Below are 16,466 nucleotides of genomic sequence, written 5' to 3'. Positions count from 1 at the left end.
CCCCGGCAGCTTACTTGAACCGCCGCTCCACGCCTTTCTCTACCAGGATCTTGGCGGAAATCTCCTCCACCGAAAAATGCGTGGAATTGATGTTGGGAATGTTCTCGCGTCGGAACAGGTTCTCCACCTCGCGCACTTCGAACTCGCACTGGGCGAAGCTGGCGTAGCGGCTGTTGGGCTTGCGCTCGTGGCGAATGGCAGTCAGGCGGTCCGGGTCGATGGTCAGGCCGAACAGCTTGTGCTGGTGGTTCTTCAGCGCCTGCGGCAACTGCAGGCGCTCCATGTCGTCCTCGGTCAGCGGGTAATTGGCCGCGCGGATGCCGAACTGCATGGCCATGTACAGGCACGTCGGAGTTTTGCCACAGCGCGACACACCCACCAGGATCAGGTCGGCCTTGTCGTAGTAGTGGGTGCGGGCGCCGTCGTCGTTGTCCAGCGCGAAGTTCACCGCCTCGATGCGCTCCATGTAGTTGGAGTTGCCGCCAATCGAGTGCGACTTGCCCACCGAGTACGACGAATGCGCGGTCAGCTCCTGCTCCAGCGGTGCCAGGAAGGTCGAGAAGATATCGATCATGAAGCCGTTGGAGGTGGCCAGGATCTCGCGGATGTCCTGATTGACGATGGTGTCGAAGATGATGGGGCGCACCCCGTCACGTTCTGCCGCCGCATTGATTTGCTGTACCATGGTGCGCGCTTTGTCCACGGTGTCGATGTACGGTCGCGTGAACTTGTTGAACCCGATGTTTTCGAATTGCGCCAACAGGCTCTGTCCCAGCGTCTCGGCCGTGATGCCGGTGCCGTCGGAAATAAAGAAAGCAGATCGTTTCATTTGCGCCTTGGGCCTTAAGCTGGTGACGATTCTTGGATATGATACGTTCGGTTTGCCGAACATCCCTGGTCGGCATTCTCACTTATTTTCCAGGTCCAGGCCACAAACGCCCGGTACGGTCACCGTGAACCCACCGGCGTCATGAGCTTTTCCAACACAGTTAGTGGAGAGATCACCTTGGTAGAGTACGTAGTTTCCCTCGATAAGCTCGGCGTCCATGATGTGGAGCATGTGGGGGGCAAGAACGCATCCCTCGGCGAGATGATCAGTAACCTCGCGGGTGCCGGTGTATCGGTCCCCGGCGGCTTTGCCACTACGGCTCAGGCGTACCGTGACTTTCTCGAGCAAAGTGGCCTGAACGCCCAGATCCACGCCGCGCTGGACGCGCTGGATGTCGATGACGTCAACGCCCTGGCGCGCACCGGCGCGCAGATCCGCCAGTGGATCATGGAAGCCGAATTCCCCGAGCGCCTGAACGCCGAAATCCGTACCGCCTTCGCCGAGATGTCCCAGGGCAACCCGAACATGGCCGTCGCCGTGCGCTCCTCGGCCACCGCCGAAGACCTGCCCGACGCCTCGTTCGCCGGCCAGCAGGAAACGTTCCTGAACATTCGCGGTGTGGAAAACGTGATCCGCGCGGCCAAGGAAGTATTCGCCTCGCTGTTCAACGACCGTGCCATCTCCTACCGCGTGCACCAGGGCTTCGACCACAAGCTGGTCGCCCTGTCGGCCGGCGTGCAGCGCATGGTGCGTTCCGAAACCGGTACCGCGGGCGTGATGTTCACCCTCGACACCGAGTCGGGCTTTCGTGACGTGGTGTTCATCACCGGCGCCTACGGCCTGGGCGAAACCGTGGTGCAGGGTGCGGTCAACCCCGACGAATTCTACGTGCACAAGGGCACCCTGAACGCCGGGCGCCCGGCCATCCTGCGCCGCAACCTGGGCAGCAAGGCCATCAAGATGATCTACGGCGACGAGGCCAAGGCCGGTCGCTCGGTCAAGACCGTCGATGTCGACAAGGCTGACCGCACCCGTTTCTGCCTGAGCGACGAAGAGGTCAGCGAGTTGGCCAAGCAGGCGATGATCATCGAGCAGCACTACAAGTGCCCGATGGACATCGAGTGGGCCAAGGACGGTGACGACGGCAAGCTGTACATCGTGCAGGCGCGCCCCGAGACCGTGAAGAGCCGTGCCCAGGCAACGTGATGGAGCGCTACCTGCTCAAGGAAACCGGCACCGTGCTGGTGGAAGGCCGTGCCATCGGCCAACGCATCGGTGCCGGCAAGGTCCGCATCATCAAGGACGTGTCGGAGATGGACAAGGTCCAGCCCGGCGACGTGCTGGTGTCGGACATGACCGACCCCGACTGGGAGCCGGTGATGAAGCGCGCCAGCGCCATTGTCACCAACCGTGGCGGGCGCACCTGCCACGCCGCGATCATCGCGCGTGAACTGGGTATCCCGGCAGTGGTCGGTTGCGGCAACGCCACCCAGCTGCTCAAGGATGGCCAGGGCGTGACCGTGTCGTGTGCCGAAGGCGACACCGGCTTTATCTTCGAAGGCGAACTGGGCTTCGACATCCGCCAGAACTCGGTCGATGCCATGCCCGACCTGCCGTTCAAGATCATGATGAACGTCGGCAACCCCGACCGTGCATTCGATTTTGCCCAGTTGCCCAACGCCGGTGTCGGCCTGGCGCGCCTGGAGTTCATCATCAACCGCATGATCGGCGTGCATCCCAAGGCGCTGCTCAACTACGCCGGCCTGCCGGCCGAGCTCAAGGACAGTGTCGACAAGCGCATCGCCGGCTACAGTGACCCGGTCGGCTTCTACGTCGAGAAGCTGGTCGAGGGCATCAGCACCCTGGCCGCCGCGTTCTGGCCAAAAAAGGTCATCGTGCGCCTGTCGGACTTCAAGTCCAACGAATACGCCAACCTGATCGGCGGCAAGCTCTACGAGCCGGAAGAAGAAAACCCGATGCTGGGCTTCCGTGGTGCGTCGCGTTACATCAGCGAGTCGTTCCGCGACTGCTTCGAGCTGGAGTGCCGTGCACTCAAGCGTGTGCGCGATGAAATGGGCCTGACCAACGTCGAGATCATGGTGCCGTTCGTGCGTACCCTGGGCGAAGCCAGCCAGGTGGTCGACCTGCTGGCCGAAAACGGCCTGGGCCGTGGCGTCAACGGCCTGCGCGTGATCATGATGTGCGAGTTGCCGTCCAACGCGATCCTGGCCGAGGAGTTCCTCGAGTACTTCGACGGTTTCTCCATCGGCTCCAACGACCTGACCCAGCTGACCCTGGGCCTGGACCGCGACTCGGGGATCATCGCGCACCTGTTCGACGAGCGAAATCCGGCGGTGAAGAAGCTGCTGGCCAACGCCATTCAGGCCTGCAACAAGGCCGGCAAGTACATCGGTATCTGCGGCCAGGGCCCGTCCGATCATCCGGACCTGGCCAAGTGGCTGATGGAGCAGGGTATCGAGAGCGTCTCGTTGAACCCCGACTCGGTGCTGGAAACCTGGTTCTTCCTGGCTGAAGGCCAGGCCCCGGCCTGATGCGTTAGAGGGGAGTGGCCGCCGCCAGGAGGCGTCGCGCGGCCATTCCTTCGGTCTTTTCAGGGCGTGATCCAGTGATGGGCTCGCCCTTTTTTGTGCAAGTAGACTATGCAAAGCAGCAGTACTCTTTTTCCCGTTGCCCTGCTCAGTGCCGAGCGGCGCGGCGACCTCAGTGAAGATGTCTACCGGCTCAAGGCCGGCAACAGCCCCGACCGTACCGTGGAGCTCGCGCTGACCCGGCTGGGCATGGCCGATCAGAGCGAGGTGCGCGGCGCGCCGGTGATTCTGTTGCATGGCAGCTTCTCCAACCGGCGCTTCTGGTTTTCGCCCCGAGGCATCGGCCTGGGGGCGAGCCTGGCGCGTGCCGGCTTCGACGTGTGGATCCCGGAAATGCGCGGGCACGGGCTGTCGCCGCGTAACCGCGATTACCGTCACAACCGCGTTGCCGACTACGCCCGTTATGACTTGCCGGCGATTGCCGCCTTCGTGTGTGAGGTCAGTGGCCGTACGCCGCACTGGCTGGGCCACTCGCTGGGCGGTACCACGCTGGCCGCCGCCCTGGGCGGTGCCTACCTGGCGCCGCAGCAGGTGGCCAGCGCCGCGTTTTTCGGCACGCAGGTCAGCCGTACCTACTGGCCGTTGAAAATTCCGCCGGTGGAATGGAGTGGGCGCCTGTTGCTCAAGCGCTTTGCGCATATTTCCGGTTCACGGCTCAAGCGCGGCCCCGAGGACGAGCCGATTGGCCTGGCGTTGGAAAGCATGCGCTGGTTCGGCTTGTTTGGCCGTTTTGGCGACAAGCAGAGCGACTGGTGGGCGGGGCTTGCCGAGGTGCAGGTGCCGGTGCTGGCGGTGGCCGGTGCAGGTGACCATCAGGATCCGGTATGGGCCTGTCGCAAGCTGTTCGAGCAGCTCGGCAGTGCCCACAAACGCTTTGTGCGCCTGGGCCGCGAGGAAGGCTTCGACAATTTCGGGCACGTCGATATGCTGGTGAGCAAGCAGGCGCAGGCGCAGGTCTGGCCGCTGGTGGAGCGCTGGCTGGGCGACCCGCTGGCGATGCTGGAACTGGCAGCGCCAGGTGACCCGCAGGCTGTCGGCGTGTAGCCTTGGCTAAAGTCCAATTGGCTGGCGTCGTCTTTTTAGTGAACGTGTGAAATCCGCTTTTCCATTCAGTTGGTCATCGACAGGAGTTTCCCATGCATTACCTAACGCCCGATTTGTGCGACGCCTACCCCGACCTGGTGCAGGTGCTGGAGCCGATGTTCAGCAATTTTGGTGGCCGCGACTCGTTCGGTGGCCAGATCGTGACCATCAAGTGTTTCGAGGACAACTCGCTGGTCAAGGCGCAGGCCGACCTGGACGGCAAGGGCAAGGTGCTGGTGGTCGATGGCGGCGGTTCATTGCGGCGGGCGTTGCTGGGCGACATGATTGCCGAAAAAGCCGCCAAGAACGGCTGGGAAGGCTTGGTCATCTACGGCTGTGTGCGTGACGTCGACGCGCTGGCACAGACCGATGTCGGGGTGCAGGCGCTGGCCAGCCACCCGATGAAGACTGACAAGCGCGGCATTGGCGACCTCAACGTGGTGGTGACCTTTGCCGGTGTGACCTTCCGGCCGGGCGAGTATGTGTACGCCGACAACAACGGCGTCATTGTTTCGCCAAGCCCGCTGAAAATGCCTGAGTAACTTCTGATAACGGTGCGTGGGGTAGGGATGTTCGAGGAAGAAAATGCGCAGTGGGGGTTGGTGCATGCCCTGGTGCTCGATGGCAAAGGCGGTGCGCAGTCGATTGCTCGAACCGAACTGGACGATCTGGTGTTGCAGCCGGAGCAGAGCCTGTGGTTGCACTGGGATCGCAGTCACCCGCAAACCCGTACCTGGCTGCGCCAGGACAGCGGCCTGAACGAGTTTGCCTGCGACCTGCTGCTGGAAGAGAACACCCGGCCGCGCCTGTTGCCCCTGCCGGATGCGCAGATGCTGCTGTTTCTGCGCGGGGTCAACCTCAATCCCGGTGCCGAGCCTGAAGACATGGTATCGGTGCGCATCTTTGCCCAGGCACAGCGGGTGATCTCGCTGCGCCTGCGCCCGCTGCGCGCTACCGACGAGCTGCTGCAGCAACTGGATCAAGGCCGTGGCCCGAAAACCGCCTCTGAACTGCTCCTGACCCTGGCCCAGTTGCTCACCGAAAAGGTCCAGGCACTGGTCTCGGACCTGTCCGAAGTGGTGGACGACGAGGAAGAAAAGCTGGAATCCGACGAGCGGTATACCCCTGAGCATGGCAGCCTGCAGCAAATGCGCCGCCGGGCAGCGGGCTTGCGCCGTTTCCTTGCGCCGCAGCGCGAGATCTATGCACAGTTGGCGCGCAATAAATGGCCATGGTTTGCGGCTGACGATGCCGACTACTGGAACGAGCTGCACAACAGCCTGACCCGCTACCTCGAAGAGCTGGAACTGACCCGCGAACGTGTGGCGCTGGTGCTGGAGAGCGAAGACCGGCGCCTGAGCGAACGCATGAACAAGACCATGTACCGCTTCGGCATCATCACCTGCATCTTCCTGCCCATGAGCTTTCTCACCGGGTTGCTGGGCATCAACGTTGGCGGTATCCCGGGGGCGGACAATCCGTATGGTTTCCTCTACGCCAGCTTGCTGGTGCTGACCCTGGCGCTGGGCCAGTGGTGGCTGTTTCGCCGCCTGCGCTGGGCCTGAATGCGGATTATCGTGAAATTTCCTACAACATATACGGATAGTGTTCATGTGACCTGCCCTACGAGCGCCACGTCTTTTACAGACATTGCGCGAGGTGCCCATGCACGATCCGTTTGAAGAATCCCTGCGGGACCTGCTCAAGGCGTCGCCGTCCGGTAAAGACCGGGACGACGATGCCTGCCTGGGCCGGGTCCTGAAAACCGCCAACCGTCAGGTCGGCGCGGGCGATCTGTTCAGCCTGCTTGGCCGTTGGAGCCAGGCGCTGATGATCGCCGTGAACAATGGCTCGGCGCATGTTGCGCCGGTGCGTCGTAACGCGTCTGCGCGCAAAGCTGATAAGGCTGATTGATTATGGAACTTGATCTCTGGACCCAGAGCCTGGTGGCGGCCATGACCGCCTTGTGGACCAAAGTCGCCAACTTCATCCCCAACCTGTTTGGTGCATTGGTGGTGGTGTTGCTTGGCTTCGTGGTCGCCAAGCTGCTCGATACGCTGTTGTCCAAGCTGCTGGCCAAGCTCGGCCTGGATCGCCTGATGGGCGGTACCGGTTTGACCAAGCTGCTGAGCCGGGTCGGCATCCAGGTGCCGATTTCGACCCTGATCGGCAAGATCGTGTACTGGTTCGTGCTGCTGATTTTCCTGGTTTCGGCCGCCGAGTCGCTGGGGCTGGAGCGCGTCTCTGCGACCCTGGACATGCTCGCGCTGTACCTGCCCAAGGTGTTTGGCGGTGCACTGGTGCTGCTGGCCGGCGTGCTGCTGGCCCAGATCGTCAACGGGCTGGTGCGCGGTGCTGCAGAGGGCATCGGGCTTGAGTATGCGGCCGGGGTAGGGCGCATTGCCCAGGGCCTGGTGATCATCATCAGCATCTCGGTGGCGATCAGCCAGTTGGAGGTCAAGACCGACCTGCTCAACCACGTGATTGTGATCGGCCTGATTACCGTTGGTCTGGCCGTTGCCCTGGCAATGGGCCTGGGCAGCCGCGAAATCGCGGGGCAGATTCTGGCTGGAATCTACGTGCGTGAACTCTATCAGGTCGGCCAGCAGGTGCAGATTGGCGAGGTCGAAGGTCAGATCGAAGAGATCGGCACCGTCAAGACCACGCTGCTCACCGACGAGGGTGAACTGGTCTCGCTGTCGAACCGGATTCTCCTGGAACAGCGCGTCAATAGCCGCTAACCGGGCAAATCCTGCTAATGTATGTCGCCGCAAAAATGCCCAGGCAGGGCGCGCGGCGACAATGACCTGACTGTCGGCCAGATTTGTTTTGAATAAAGTTCACTCGCTGCCCATGCGTTACGACCCCCGCGAGCTCACAGATGAGGAGTTGGTGGCGCGTTCGCATGAGGAGCTTTTTCATGTTACTCGCGCCTATGAGGAGCTCATGCGGCGCTACCAACGGACCCTTTTTAACGTGTGCGCACGTTATTTGGGGAACGATCGGGATGCTGACGATGTCTGTCAGGAGGTGATGCTGAAGGTGCTGTATGGCCTGAAGAACTTCGAGGGTAAATCGAAATTCAAGACCTGGCTCTACAGCATCACCTACAACGAATGCATCACGCAGTACCGCAAGGAGCGGCGCAAACGTCGATTGATGGATGCGCTAAGTCTCGACCCGCTCGAGGAGGCCTCTGAAGAGAAGTCGCCCAAGCCGGAAGAGAAAGGCGGGCTGGATAAATGGCTCGTGCATGTGAACCCGATTGACCGTGAAATCCTGGTGCTACGATTTGTCGCAGAGCTGGAATTTCAGGAAATCGCAGACATCATGCACATGGGTCTGAGCGCCACGAAAATGCGCTACAAGCGTGCGCTCGACAAGCTACGCGAGAAATTTGCGGGCCTCACCGAAACTTAGTGAACCGCAAATATCTCTAACGTACCGGCAAGGTCTGCTAAACTTGTCGGCGAGTTGTCCCCCGGGTTTGGTGGGACTACTTAACAATCACCAGATGGGGATTTAACGGATGAAATTGAAAAACACCTTGGGCTTGGCCATTGGTTCTTTGGTTGCCGCAGCTTCGTTCGGCGCATTGGCACAGGGCCAAGGCGCGGTCGAAGTCGAAGGCTTCATGAAGAAAGAATACTATGACAGCCAGCGCGACTTCAAAAACGACGGCAACCTGTTCGGTGGTTCGATCGGTTACTTCCTGACCGACGACGTCGAACTGCGTCTGGGCTACGACGAAGTTCACAACGTTCGTGGCGAAGATGGCAAGAACATCAAGGGCTCGAACACCGCCCTGGATGCTCTGTACCACTTCAACAATCCAGGCGACATGCTGCGCCCGTACGTTTCCGCTGGTTTCTCTGACCAAAGCATCGGCCAGACCGGCCGTGGTGGCCGTAACGGTTCCACCTTCGCCAACCTGGGCGGCGGTGCAAAACTGTACTTCACCGAGAACTTCTACGCCCGTGCTGGCGTTGAAGCCCAGTACAACATCGACCAAGGCGACACCGAGTGGGCGCCAAGCGTCGGTATCGGTCTGAACTTCGGCGGTGGCTCCAAGCCAGTTGAAGCAGCACCAGCCCCAGTCGCTGAAGTGTGCTCCGACAGCGACAACGACGGCGTGTGCGACAACGTCGACAAGTGCCCTGACACCCCAGCCAACGTTACCGTTGACGCTGATGGCTGCCCGGCAGTTGCTGAAGTCGTACGTGTTGAGCTGGACGTCAAGTTCGACTTCGACAAGTCGGTCGTCAAGCCAAACAGCTACGGTGACATCAAGAACCTGGCTGACTTCATGAAGCAGTACCCATCCACCACCACCACTGTTGAAGGTCACACTGACTCCGTCGGTCCTGACGCCTACAACCAGAAACTGTCCGAGCGTCGCGCTAGCGCCGTGAAGCAAGTTCTGACCAACCAGTACGGTGTTGAGTCGAGCCGTGTTGAATCGGTTGGCTACGGTGAGACCCGTCCGGTTGCTGACAACGCCACCGAAGCTGGTCGTGCTGTCAACCGTCGCGTTGAAGCTCAAGTAGAAGCTCAAGCCAAGTAATTGGTCTGACGCTTGAGAAAAGCCCGGCTTAGGCCGGGCTTTTTTTTTGCCTGCAAGAAAGGTGCGGTCGCCGCCAGCGCCGTGCTTACGCCCGCTGGGCGCAAGCGCTGAGCGCCTGTGTTGCTGATGCGGCCGGGGCGGCCACGGCACCGATCACCATGATCGCCGGGCTGCGCAGTGCGAACGCCAGAGCATCGCGGTGCAAGTGACGCAGTTGGCTGCGGCACTCGCGTTGGTGTGCCAACGAGGCGTTTTCGATCATCGCCACCGGCGTATCCTCAGGCATGCCGCCGTCGAGCAACCCCTGTTGGATCTCCTCGAGTTTGGCCACGCCCATGTACACCACCAGTGTGGTGCCGCTCTGGGCCAAGGCCTGCCAATTCAAGGGGCTGTCGTCCTGGGTATGTGCGGTGACCAATGTCACGCCTCGGCTTACCCCGCGCAAGGTCAGCGAAATACCACAGTGTGTGGCGCCCGCCAGGCCTGCGGTGATGCCGTTGACCAGCTCTGTCTCGACACCCTGTTGCTGCAGCCACAACGCTTCTTCGCCGCCGCGGCCGAAGATGCAGGGGTCGCCGCCTTTGAGCCGTACCACGCAGCGGCCCTGGCGAGCGTGGCGCAGCATCAGGCGCTGGATGAATGCCTGCGGGGTGGAGCGGCAGCCGCCGCGCTTGCCCACGGCCGTCACGCGTGCCTGCGGACAATGTTGCAGAATCGCCGGGTTGACCAGGTCGTCGATCAAGACCTCGTCGGCTTCGCGCAGCGCACGTACAGCCTTGAGGGTCAGCAGTTCCGGATCGCCAGGGCCTGCGCCCACCAGCCAGACTTTACCTTTCATGCGGCTTCCTCATCATCAGGGTGTTCGCTGTCAGCCTTTGAGCAGGGCGATCAGCACTATCAGGTTGAACAGCATTGACAGCAGCGCAAGGCCACGCCAGACCTTGAGCGGTTCACGTTCCAGCAGTGGGCGAGGGCGCAGGCGTTCGCCCTGGTGTTCGCCCTGTTCGAGTTGCAGCAGGCACTGCTCGGCCGTTTCGAAGCGCTGGTGCGGGTCGGCGCTGACCGCCTTGGCCAGCCATTGCTCCAGCCATTGCGGCAGGTCCGGGCGGTAGCGTGCCGCACTGGCCGGCGTGGTGAAGCGCGGGCGCTGGAAGGCCTCCACTTCGCCGTAGGGGTAGTGCCCGGTGAGCAGCCAGAACAAGGTCACGCCTGCCGCGTACAGGTCTTGCTGCGGGCTCGGCGCAACGCCCTCGAAGGCTTCCGGGGCAATGAACGATGGCGTGCCGGGTAGTTCGTGGGCGCGGTCTTCGGAGAGCCCCGGGCAGTAGGCCAGGCCGAAGTCCAGCACGCGCAGTTGGCCGTCGTGCGCCAGGTGCAGGTTTTGCGGCTTGATGTCACGGTGCAGGATATTGCGCCGGTGCAACAGGCCAAGCGCCTGCATCAGTTGCCGGGCCAGGCCCAGCCACTCGGCCATTGCCAGCGGCCCGGCCTGCTTGAAGTGTTCAGCCAGGGTCTGGCCGCTGTACTCGCGCATCAGGTAATACAGGTGCTGGCGCTGGCTGGCCGGGTGCACTTCGGGAAAGCTGCGCCCGGCCACGCGGCGCAGAAACCACTCCTCCAGCAGCAGGCTCTGCTGGGCCTGCACGTCGTCACTGCGGCTGGCGGGCAGGGTCTTGAGCAGCCAGGGTTGCTGCTGGTTGTCGGCCACTCGGTACAGCAGCGATTGACGGCTCTGGCTCACGACGGCCTGCACCTGCAGCCCGTCGATCGATTGCTGCGCGCGCAGTGGCGGCGGCAGTGGCCATTGCTGCAGTTGCGCCAGGGTGTCACCCAGGCTGTGCGCGCCGAGTTGCTCGACGCGTACCAGCAAGGCGCTGGCGTTGTCCTGGCTGCCGGCGCGGTGCGCGGCGTTGACCAGGGTGCTGGCGGCCGCCTGAAGGTCGGGCTGATCGCGCAGCACGCTGCTGATCTGCAGGTCGCTGAGGGTCGCCCAGACCCCGTCACTGAGCAGCACGAAGCACTCCCCGGGCTCCAGCGTACCCTCCAGATAGTCGACCAGCAGGTGCTGGTCCAGGCCCAGGGCGCGCTTGAGCACATGCTGCATGCCCGGTTGGTCCCACACGTGATCTTCGCTGATACGCTGTAACTGCCCGGCGTTCCAACGGTATACCCGGCAGTCGCCGACATGCGCCAGGGTGAAGCGCTGGCCGCGCAGGACCAGTGCGCTCAGGGTGGTGAGCAGTGGCTGGCCACCACCGTTGGCGCGCAGCCAGCGGTTCTGTGCCAGCAGCAGACGGTCCAGTGCCTGTGCCACGCCCCAGGTCTGGGGTGTGGCGTAGTAGTCGAGTGCCAGTGACTGCAGGCTGGCCCGTGCAGCCAGCCCGCCGTCCGCGCATTGGCTGACGCCGTCGGCCAGGGCAAACAGGTAGCCTTTGCTTGCTGCCAGCTCCGCGGCGGGTGTCACCAGGCGCAAGGCATCCTGGTTCTCGGCACGCGGGCCACTGTCGCTGGCATGGGCAACACTCAGTTGCAGGCTCATGGCGTACCTCAGACCCGCGCCGCAGTGACGGCAGCCGAACCCCAGGTCGTGCGCCAGCGCCGCTTGACCCCATGCAGGCCGAACCATGCCAGCACACCGAGGCTGGCAAACAGCCATAGGCCCAACTGGTAGTCGCCGGTGTGCTGTTTGATGGTGCCTAGGCCTGCCGCCAGCAGGAACCCGCCAATACCGCCGGCCATGCCGATCAGCCCGGTCATCACCCCGATCTCCTGGCGAAAGCGCTGGGGCACCAGCTGGAATACTGCGCCGTTGCCGGCGCCCAGGCCGAGCATGGCACTGACGAACAGGGCCAGCGCCGCAATCGAGCTGGGCAGGTTGAAGCCCACGGCGGCAATACAGATGGCGGCGATGCTGTACATGCCCAGCAAGGTGCGAATCCCACCGAAGCGATCGGCCAGCGCGCCACCGAGCGGACGCATCAGGCTGCCGGCAAACACGCACGCGGCGGTGTAATAGCCGGCTGTGACCGGGTTCAGGCCGTACTGGTCGTTGAAGTAGCCTGGCAGCGCACTGGCCAGCCCGATGAAACCGCCAAAGGTGACGCTGTAGAAAAACATGAACCACCAGCTGTCACGGTCGCCCAGGGCCTTGAAGTAGTCGGCCATGGCCTTGGGCCTGGGGCGCTCGGGGGCATTGCGCGCGAGCAGCGCGAACAGCACCAGGGTCAGCACCAGCGGGATCAGTGCAAAGCCGAACACGTTGCTCCAGCCGTAGGCTGCGGCCAGCACCGGCGCCAGCAGCGCGGCGAATACCGTGCCGGAGTTGCCCGCACCGGCAATGCCCATGGCCTTGCCCTGGTGCTGTGGCGGATACCACTGCGAGGCCAGTGGCAGCGACACGGCGAACGAAGCACCTGCCACCCCGAGGAATACCCCCAGCAACAAGGCCTGTTCATAGGTGCGCACGCCGAGCGACCAGGCGCAGAACAGCGCCACGATCACGATCACCTGGCCGATCAGCCCGGCGGTCTTGGGTGACAGGCGATCCACCAGCAAGCCCATGATGAAGCGCAGGATCGCCCCGGCCAGGATTGGCGTGGCCACCATCAAGCCGCGTTGCTGGTGGTCAGCTGCAGGTCAGTGGCGATCTGCACCGCCATCGGGCCGAGCAGGTACCAGACCATGAAACTCAAATCGAAATACAGGAAGGCGGCGAACAGCGTGGGGATGTGGCCGGATTTCCAGAAGCTTGTATTCATCGAACACCTCGCTCAGCGTTTCAACGGAAAAACCTGTGCCCAGTGGGCTTAAACGAAAAAGACGCCGCTTCGCGCCTGTGGGGACAGGCGCAAGAGCGACGTCTTTGTCGGGAATGTGGAGGCAACCGCCGTTGGCTGCCTGTCAATGCATAAGCAAGAGCCGGGCCAGTTGCCGGCTCAGCCGAGCAGGTCGCTCATGGCGATGATCTGCTCGGCCACCTGGATCAGTTTCTGCTGCTTGCTCATGGCCTGGCGGCGCATCAGCGTGTAGGCCTGTTCCTCGTTGCAATCCTTCATTTTCATCAACAGGCCCTTGGCCAGCTCGATGCGCTTGCGCTCGGCCAACTGCTGGTCGCGGGCGTGCAATTGGGCCTTGAGCGCCTGGTCGCTCTCGAAGCGGGCCATGGCCACATCCAGGATCGGTTGCAGGCGCTTGGCATGGATGCCCTCGACGATGTAGGCGCTGACCCCGGCCTGGATGGCCTGGCGCATCACCGTCGGGTCGTGTTCGTCGGTGAACATCACGATCGGACGCGGCAGGTCGCGGCTGACCAGGATCACCTGGTCCATGACATCGCGCCCGGGTGACTCGGTATCGATCAGGATGACATCCGGACGCACCGTTTCGACGCGCTCGGGCAGGTCGATGGTCAGCCCGCACACCTCGATCACCTCAAAGCCAGCCTCGACCAGCGCGGCCTTGAGGCGGCCGACTTTTTTTTCGGTGTCGTCGATCAGCAGGATACGCAGCATGCAGGCACCTCCTCAGCGACGCGCATGGGCCGCTGGCGCATCGGCCAGGGCATGCAGGCGGAAACCATGGGCATAGCCGCGCGGGTCGGAACCGTCCCAGTGGGTGCCGTCAATCAGCTGGCTGCTGCGCATCGACGCTGCCGAACACGCCACGCCAGCGACGCTGGCGGCGTCGCGGTACAAGGCCAGTTGCTGCACCTGGCTGGCGACTGCAAGGTAGTCCGGGTCTTCGCGCAGCAGGCCCCAGCGGCGGAACTGGGTCATGAACCACATGCCGTCGGACAGGTAAGGCTGGTTGGCCCGACCGTCATCGTGCAGGCGTAGCGCATGGGCGTCCTGCCAGTGGTTGCCGAGGCCGTCGTGGTAGTCGCCGAGCATGCGCGGCTGGATGCAGGCCAGTGGCGCGTCGAGGTAGTTGCTGGCGCCCAGCAGTTGCGCGGTGGCACGCTGGTTTTCCGGGCTCTGCTCGATAAAGCGGCTGGCGGCGAGCATGGCGGCCACCAGGGCACGGGCGGTATTGGGGCATTGTTCGACGAAGGCGCGGGTGCAGCCCAGGACTTTTTCCGGGTGGTCGGGCCAGATCGACTGGCTGGTGGCCAGGGTGAACCCCATGCCCTGGTTGACTGCGCTGGCGGACCAGGGTTCGCCTACGCAAAAACCGTCGATGCGACCGGCCTGCAGGTGCGCGAGCATCTGTGCCGGTGGCACCACCACGCTGTTGACGTCATGCAAGGGGTGGATGCCCTGGCTGGCCAGCCAGTAATAAAGCCACATGGCGTGGGTGCCCGTGGGGAAGGTCTGGGCGAAAGTCAGTTTTGCCCCGCCTTGGTGCACGTGCCGCTCCAGTGCTTCGGGAGTGGTCACGCCCTGGGCCTGCAGGGTGGGCGAGAGATTGATGCTCTGCCCGTTCTGGTTCAAGCCCATCAGTACCGCCATCGGCGTTGCCGAGATGCCACCGATGCCCAGGTGCACCGCATAGCTCAGGCCGTACAGGCAATGCGCAGCATCCAGTTCGCCGTTGACCAGCCGATCACGCAACCCGGCCCATGAGCTCTGCCGCTTGAGGTTCAGGCTCAGGCCATAGGGCTGGGCAAAGCCCTGAGTTGCGGCCACCACCAGCGAGGCGCAGTCGCTCAGGGCCATGAAGCCGATATTGAGGCTGGGTTTTTCCGGTGCGTCGCTGCCGTTGACCCAGGCCAGCGCGCGTGTAGAGGTCTGATTCATCCGATCGCTCATGGCAACGGCCCGCACCGAACAGCGGGCAGGCCTGTGGGGCAAGCCAAGCAACGCATATGCCAAGGGTGCACACGGGCCTGTCTTCGGGGCCACAGCGCCGCTATAATCGCTGCCTTCCCACACCTCGAGCTAAGCCCGCCCATGTATACCCTGGCCCGCCAGCTGTTGTTCAAACTGTCTCCGGAAACCTCCCACGACCTGTCGCTGGACCTGATCGGTGCCGGTGGCCGCCTGGGGCTCAACGGGCTGTTGACCAAGGCTCCGACATCGCTGCCGGTGACCGTCATGGGGCTGGAGTTTGCCAACCCGGTGGGGCTGGCGGCGGGCCTGGACAAGAACGGCACGGCGATTGACGGCTTTGCCCAACTGGGCTTCGGTTTTGTCGAGATCGGCACCGTGACCCCGCGCGCGCAGCCAGGCAATCCCAAGCCGCGGTTGTTCCGCCTGCCCGAGGCCGAGGCGATCATCAACCGCATGGGCTTCAACAACCTGGGCGTCGATCATCTGCTGGGTCGCGTACGGGCTGCCAACTACCGCGGTGTGCTGGGGATCAACATCGGCAAGAACTTCGATACCCCGGTCGAGCGGGCTGTGGATGACTACCTGATCTGCCTGGACAAGGTCTACGACCACGCCAGCTATGTCACCGTCAACGTCAGCTCGCCCAACACCCCGGGGCTGCGCAGCCTGCAGTTCGGCGACTCGCTCAAGCAACTGCTCGAGGCCCTGGCGGTGCGCCGCGAAGCACTGGCCCTGGCCCATGGCAAACGGGTGCCGCTGGCGATCAAGATTGCCCCGGACATGAGTGATGAAGAAACCGCACAAGTGGCCGCCGCCTTGCTGGCAACCGGCATGGATGCGGTCATCGCGACCAACACCACCCTTGGCCGCGAGGGCGTCGAAGGCCTGGAACATGGCGCTGAAGCCGGCGGGCTGTCGGGCGCTCCGGTGCGCGAGAAGAGCACCCATACCGTGCGTACACTGGCCGGCGAGCTGGGTGGCAAGCTGCCGATCATCGCGGCGGGTGGCATCACCGAAGGCAAGCACGCGGCCGAAAAGATCGCCGCCGGTGCCAGCCTGGTGCAGGTCTACTCGGGTTTCATCTACAAGGGCCCCGCGTTGATTCGCGAGTCGGTGGACGCCATCGCGGCCGTGCGGGGGCGCTGAGCGGGCATAAAAAAGGGCCCCTCAAAAGGGGCCCTTGGGCCGAAGCCCGCCGCTCGGATGGAGCGTGCATGGTAACTAGAATTCAGATCCTCGTTCAGCCAACGGCGTGAAGTTCGTTGAGTCTATGGATACCCGCAGTGCCGGTCATACCGTCCCAGTTGTCACCACGTCCCTCGCGCCAGCCGTTGACCCAGGCTTGGCGTACTGACGGTAGAGTAAAAGGGCAAAGCTCGCGGGATTTGCCGGTGACCCCATATTGGTAGCCACGTAAAAATGCTCTTTCCAACGGATCACGCTTAAGTCTTCTCATAGGGTGTTGCCCTCACTTGTTGACTGTAATGTCCCGTCGGCCTCGGCTGAGGCCGGGCAGAGTCGTTCTGCCGGTTTTGCGCTCGCTGCCGGCGTCGCGAGCGAAGGTGTTGCCCCATTGCAGAGCAACCTGATACGAGTTCTAACCAATGCAGGTC

At 63.0% G+C, this 16,466-nt stretch carries 14 protein-coding genes and 2 pseudogenes; 9 read left to right on the top strand and 7 right to left on the bottom strand.

Annotated features, from left to right (window positions below; translation table 11 throughout):
* Positions 1–10 precede the first annotated feature (10 nt).
* Positions 11–829 (bottom strand): posphoenolpyruvate synthetase regulatory kinase/phosphorylase PpsR, encoded by an 819-nt coding sequence (gene ppsR, locus G3436_RS04325; protein WP_163941700.1) that lies wholly within the window; start codon positions 827–829, stop codon positions 11–13.
* Positions 830–1,006: 177 nt separating this feature from the next.
* Here ppsR and ppsA point away from each other — a divergent pair.
* The 8 genes and pseudogenes from ppsA (at position 1,007) to G3436_RS04285 (ending at position 9,085) form a co-directional block, all read left to right on the top strand.
* Positions 1,007–3,381, top strand: a pseudogene (gene ppsA / locus G3436_RS04320) (phosphoenolpyruvate synthase).
* Positions 3,382–3,489: 108 nt separating this feature from the next.
* A complete protein-coding gene (locus G3436_RS04315; protein ID WP_163941697.1) occupies positions 3,490–4,482 on the top strand; it encodes an alpha/beta fold hydrolase in 993 nt (330 codons plus the stop codon).
* A 92-nt stretch (positions 4,483–4,574) separates the two neighbouring features.
* Positions 4,575–5,063, top strand: a complete 489-nt coding sequence (gene rraA / locus G3436_RS04310) for a ribonuclease E activity regulator RraA (protein WP_163941694.1) — start codon at positions 4,575–4,577, stop codon at positions 5,061–5,063.
* Between the two features lie 27 nt (positions 5,064–5,090).
* Positions 5,091–6,086, top strand: a complete 996-nt coding sequence (locus G3436_RS04305) for a zinc transporter ZntB (protein WP_163941691.1) — start codon at positions 5,091–5,093, stop codon at positions 6,084–6,086.
* A 100-nt stretch (positions 6,087–6,186) separates the two neighbouring features.
* Positions 6,187–6,435 (top strand): hypothetical protein, encoded by a 249-nt coding sequence (locus G3436_RS04300; protein ID WP_043864610.1) that lies wholly within the window; start codon positions 6,187–6,189, stop codon positions 6,433–6,435.
* 2 nt (positions 6,436–6,437) lie between these two features.
* Complete coding sequence (locus G3436_RS04295) at positions 6,438–7,262, top strand: mechanosensitive ion channel family protein (protein WP_163941687.1); 825 nt, start codon at positions 6,438–6,440, stop codon at positions 7,260–7,262.
* Positions 7,263–7,374: 112 nt separating this feature from the next.
* On the top strand, positions 7,375–7,941 hold the full coding sequence (gene sigX, locus G3436_RS04290; protein ID WP_163941684.1) for an RNA polymerase sigma factor SigX: 567 nt from the start codon (positions 7,375–7,377) through the stop codon (positions 7,939–7,941).
* A gap of 109 nt (positions 7,942–8,050) precedes the next feature.
* A complete protein-coding gene (locus G3436_RS04285) occupies positions 8,051–9,085 on the top strand; it encodes an OmpA family protein (protein WP_163941681.1) in 1,035 nt (344 codons plus the stop codon).
* Positions 9,086–9,170: 85 nt separating this feature from the next.
* Here G3436_RS04285 and cobA read toward each other — a convergent pair whose 3' ends face one another.
* The 5 genes and pseudogenes from cobA to G3436_RS04260 form a co-directional block, all read right to left on the bottom strand.
* Positions 9,171–9,923 (bottom strand): uroporphyrinogen-III C-methyltransferase, encoded by a 753-nt coding sequence (gene cobA / locus G3436_RS04280; RefSeq protein WP_163941679.1) that lies wholly within the window; start codon positions 9,921–9,923, stop codon positions 9,171–9,173.
* A gap of 30 nt (positions 9,924–9,953) precedes the next feature.
* Positions 9,954–11,624, bottom strand: a complete 1,671-nt coding sequence (locus tag G3436_RS04275; RefSeq protein WP_163941676.1) for a bifunctional protein-serine/threonine kinase/phosphatase — start codon at positions 11,622–11,624, stop codon at positions 9,954–9,956.
* An 8-nt stretch (positions 11,625–11,632) separates the two neighbouring features.
* Positions 11,633–12,843: pseudogene (locus G3436_RS04270) on the bottom strand (nitrate/nitrite transporter).
* A 177-nt stretch (positions 12,844–13,020) separates the two neighbouring features.
* Entirely contained in the window at positions 13,021–13,596 is a 576-nt protein-coding gene (locus tag G3436_RS04265; protein WP_163941673.1) for an ANTAR domain-containing response regulator, read from the bottom strand.
* A 12-nt stretch (positions 13,597–13,608) separates the two neighbouring features.
* Positions 13,609–14,820, bottom strand: coding sequence for a CmpA/NrtA family ABC transporter substrate-binding protein (locus G3436_RS04260; RefSeq protein WP_163941671.1), 1,212 nt, complete (start codon positions 14,818–14,820; stop codon positions 13,609–13,611).
* Positions 14,821–14,973: 153 nt separating this feature from the next.
* On the opposite strand from G3436_RS04260, the gene G3436_RS04255 reads away from it, so the two are divergent.
* Complete coding sequence (locus G3436_RS04255) at positions 14,974–15,999, top strand: quinone-dependent dihydroorotate dehydrogenase (protein ID WP_163941668.1); 1,026 nt, start codon at positions 14,974–14,976, stop codon at positions 15,997–15,999.
* A gap of 94 nt (positions 16,000–16,093) precedes the next feature.
* Here G3436_RS04255 and rmf read toward each other — a convergent pair whose 3' ends face one another.
* Positions 16,094–16,309 carry a ribosome modulation factor gene (gene rmf / locus G3436_RS04250; protein ID WP_078479587.1) on the bottom strand — a complete coding sequence of 72 codons (216 nt, stop codon included), beginning with the start codon at positions 16,307–16,309 and terminating at the stop codon, positions 16,094–16,096.
* Between the last annotated feature and the right edge of the window lie 157 nt (positions 16,310–16,466).

The organism is Pseudomonas brassicae, assembly GCF_010671725.1.
GTDB classification, from domain to species: Bacteria; Pseudomonadota; Gammaproteobacteria; order Pseudomonadales; family Pseudomonadaceae; genus Aquipseudomonas; species Aquipseudomonas brassicae.
Note: the sequence above shows the minus strand (reverse complement) of the source record. Positions and strands in the feature narration are given on the sequence as shown.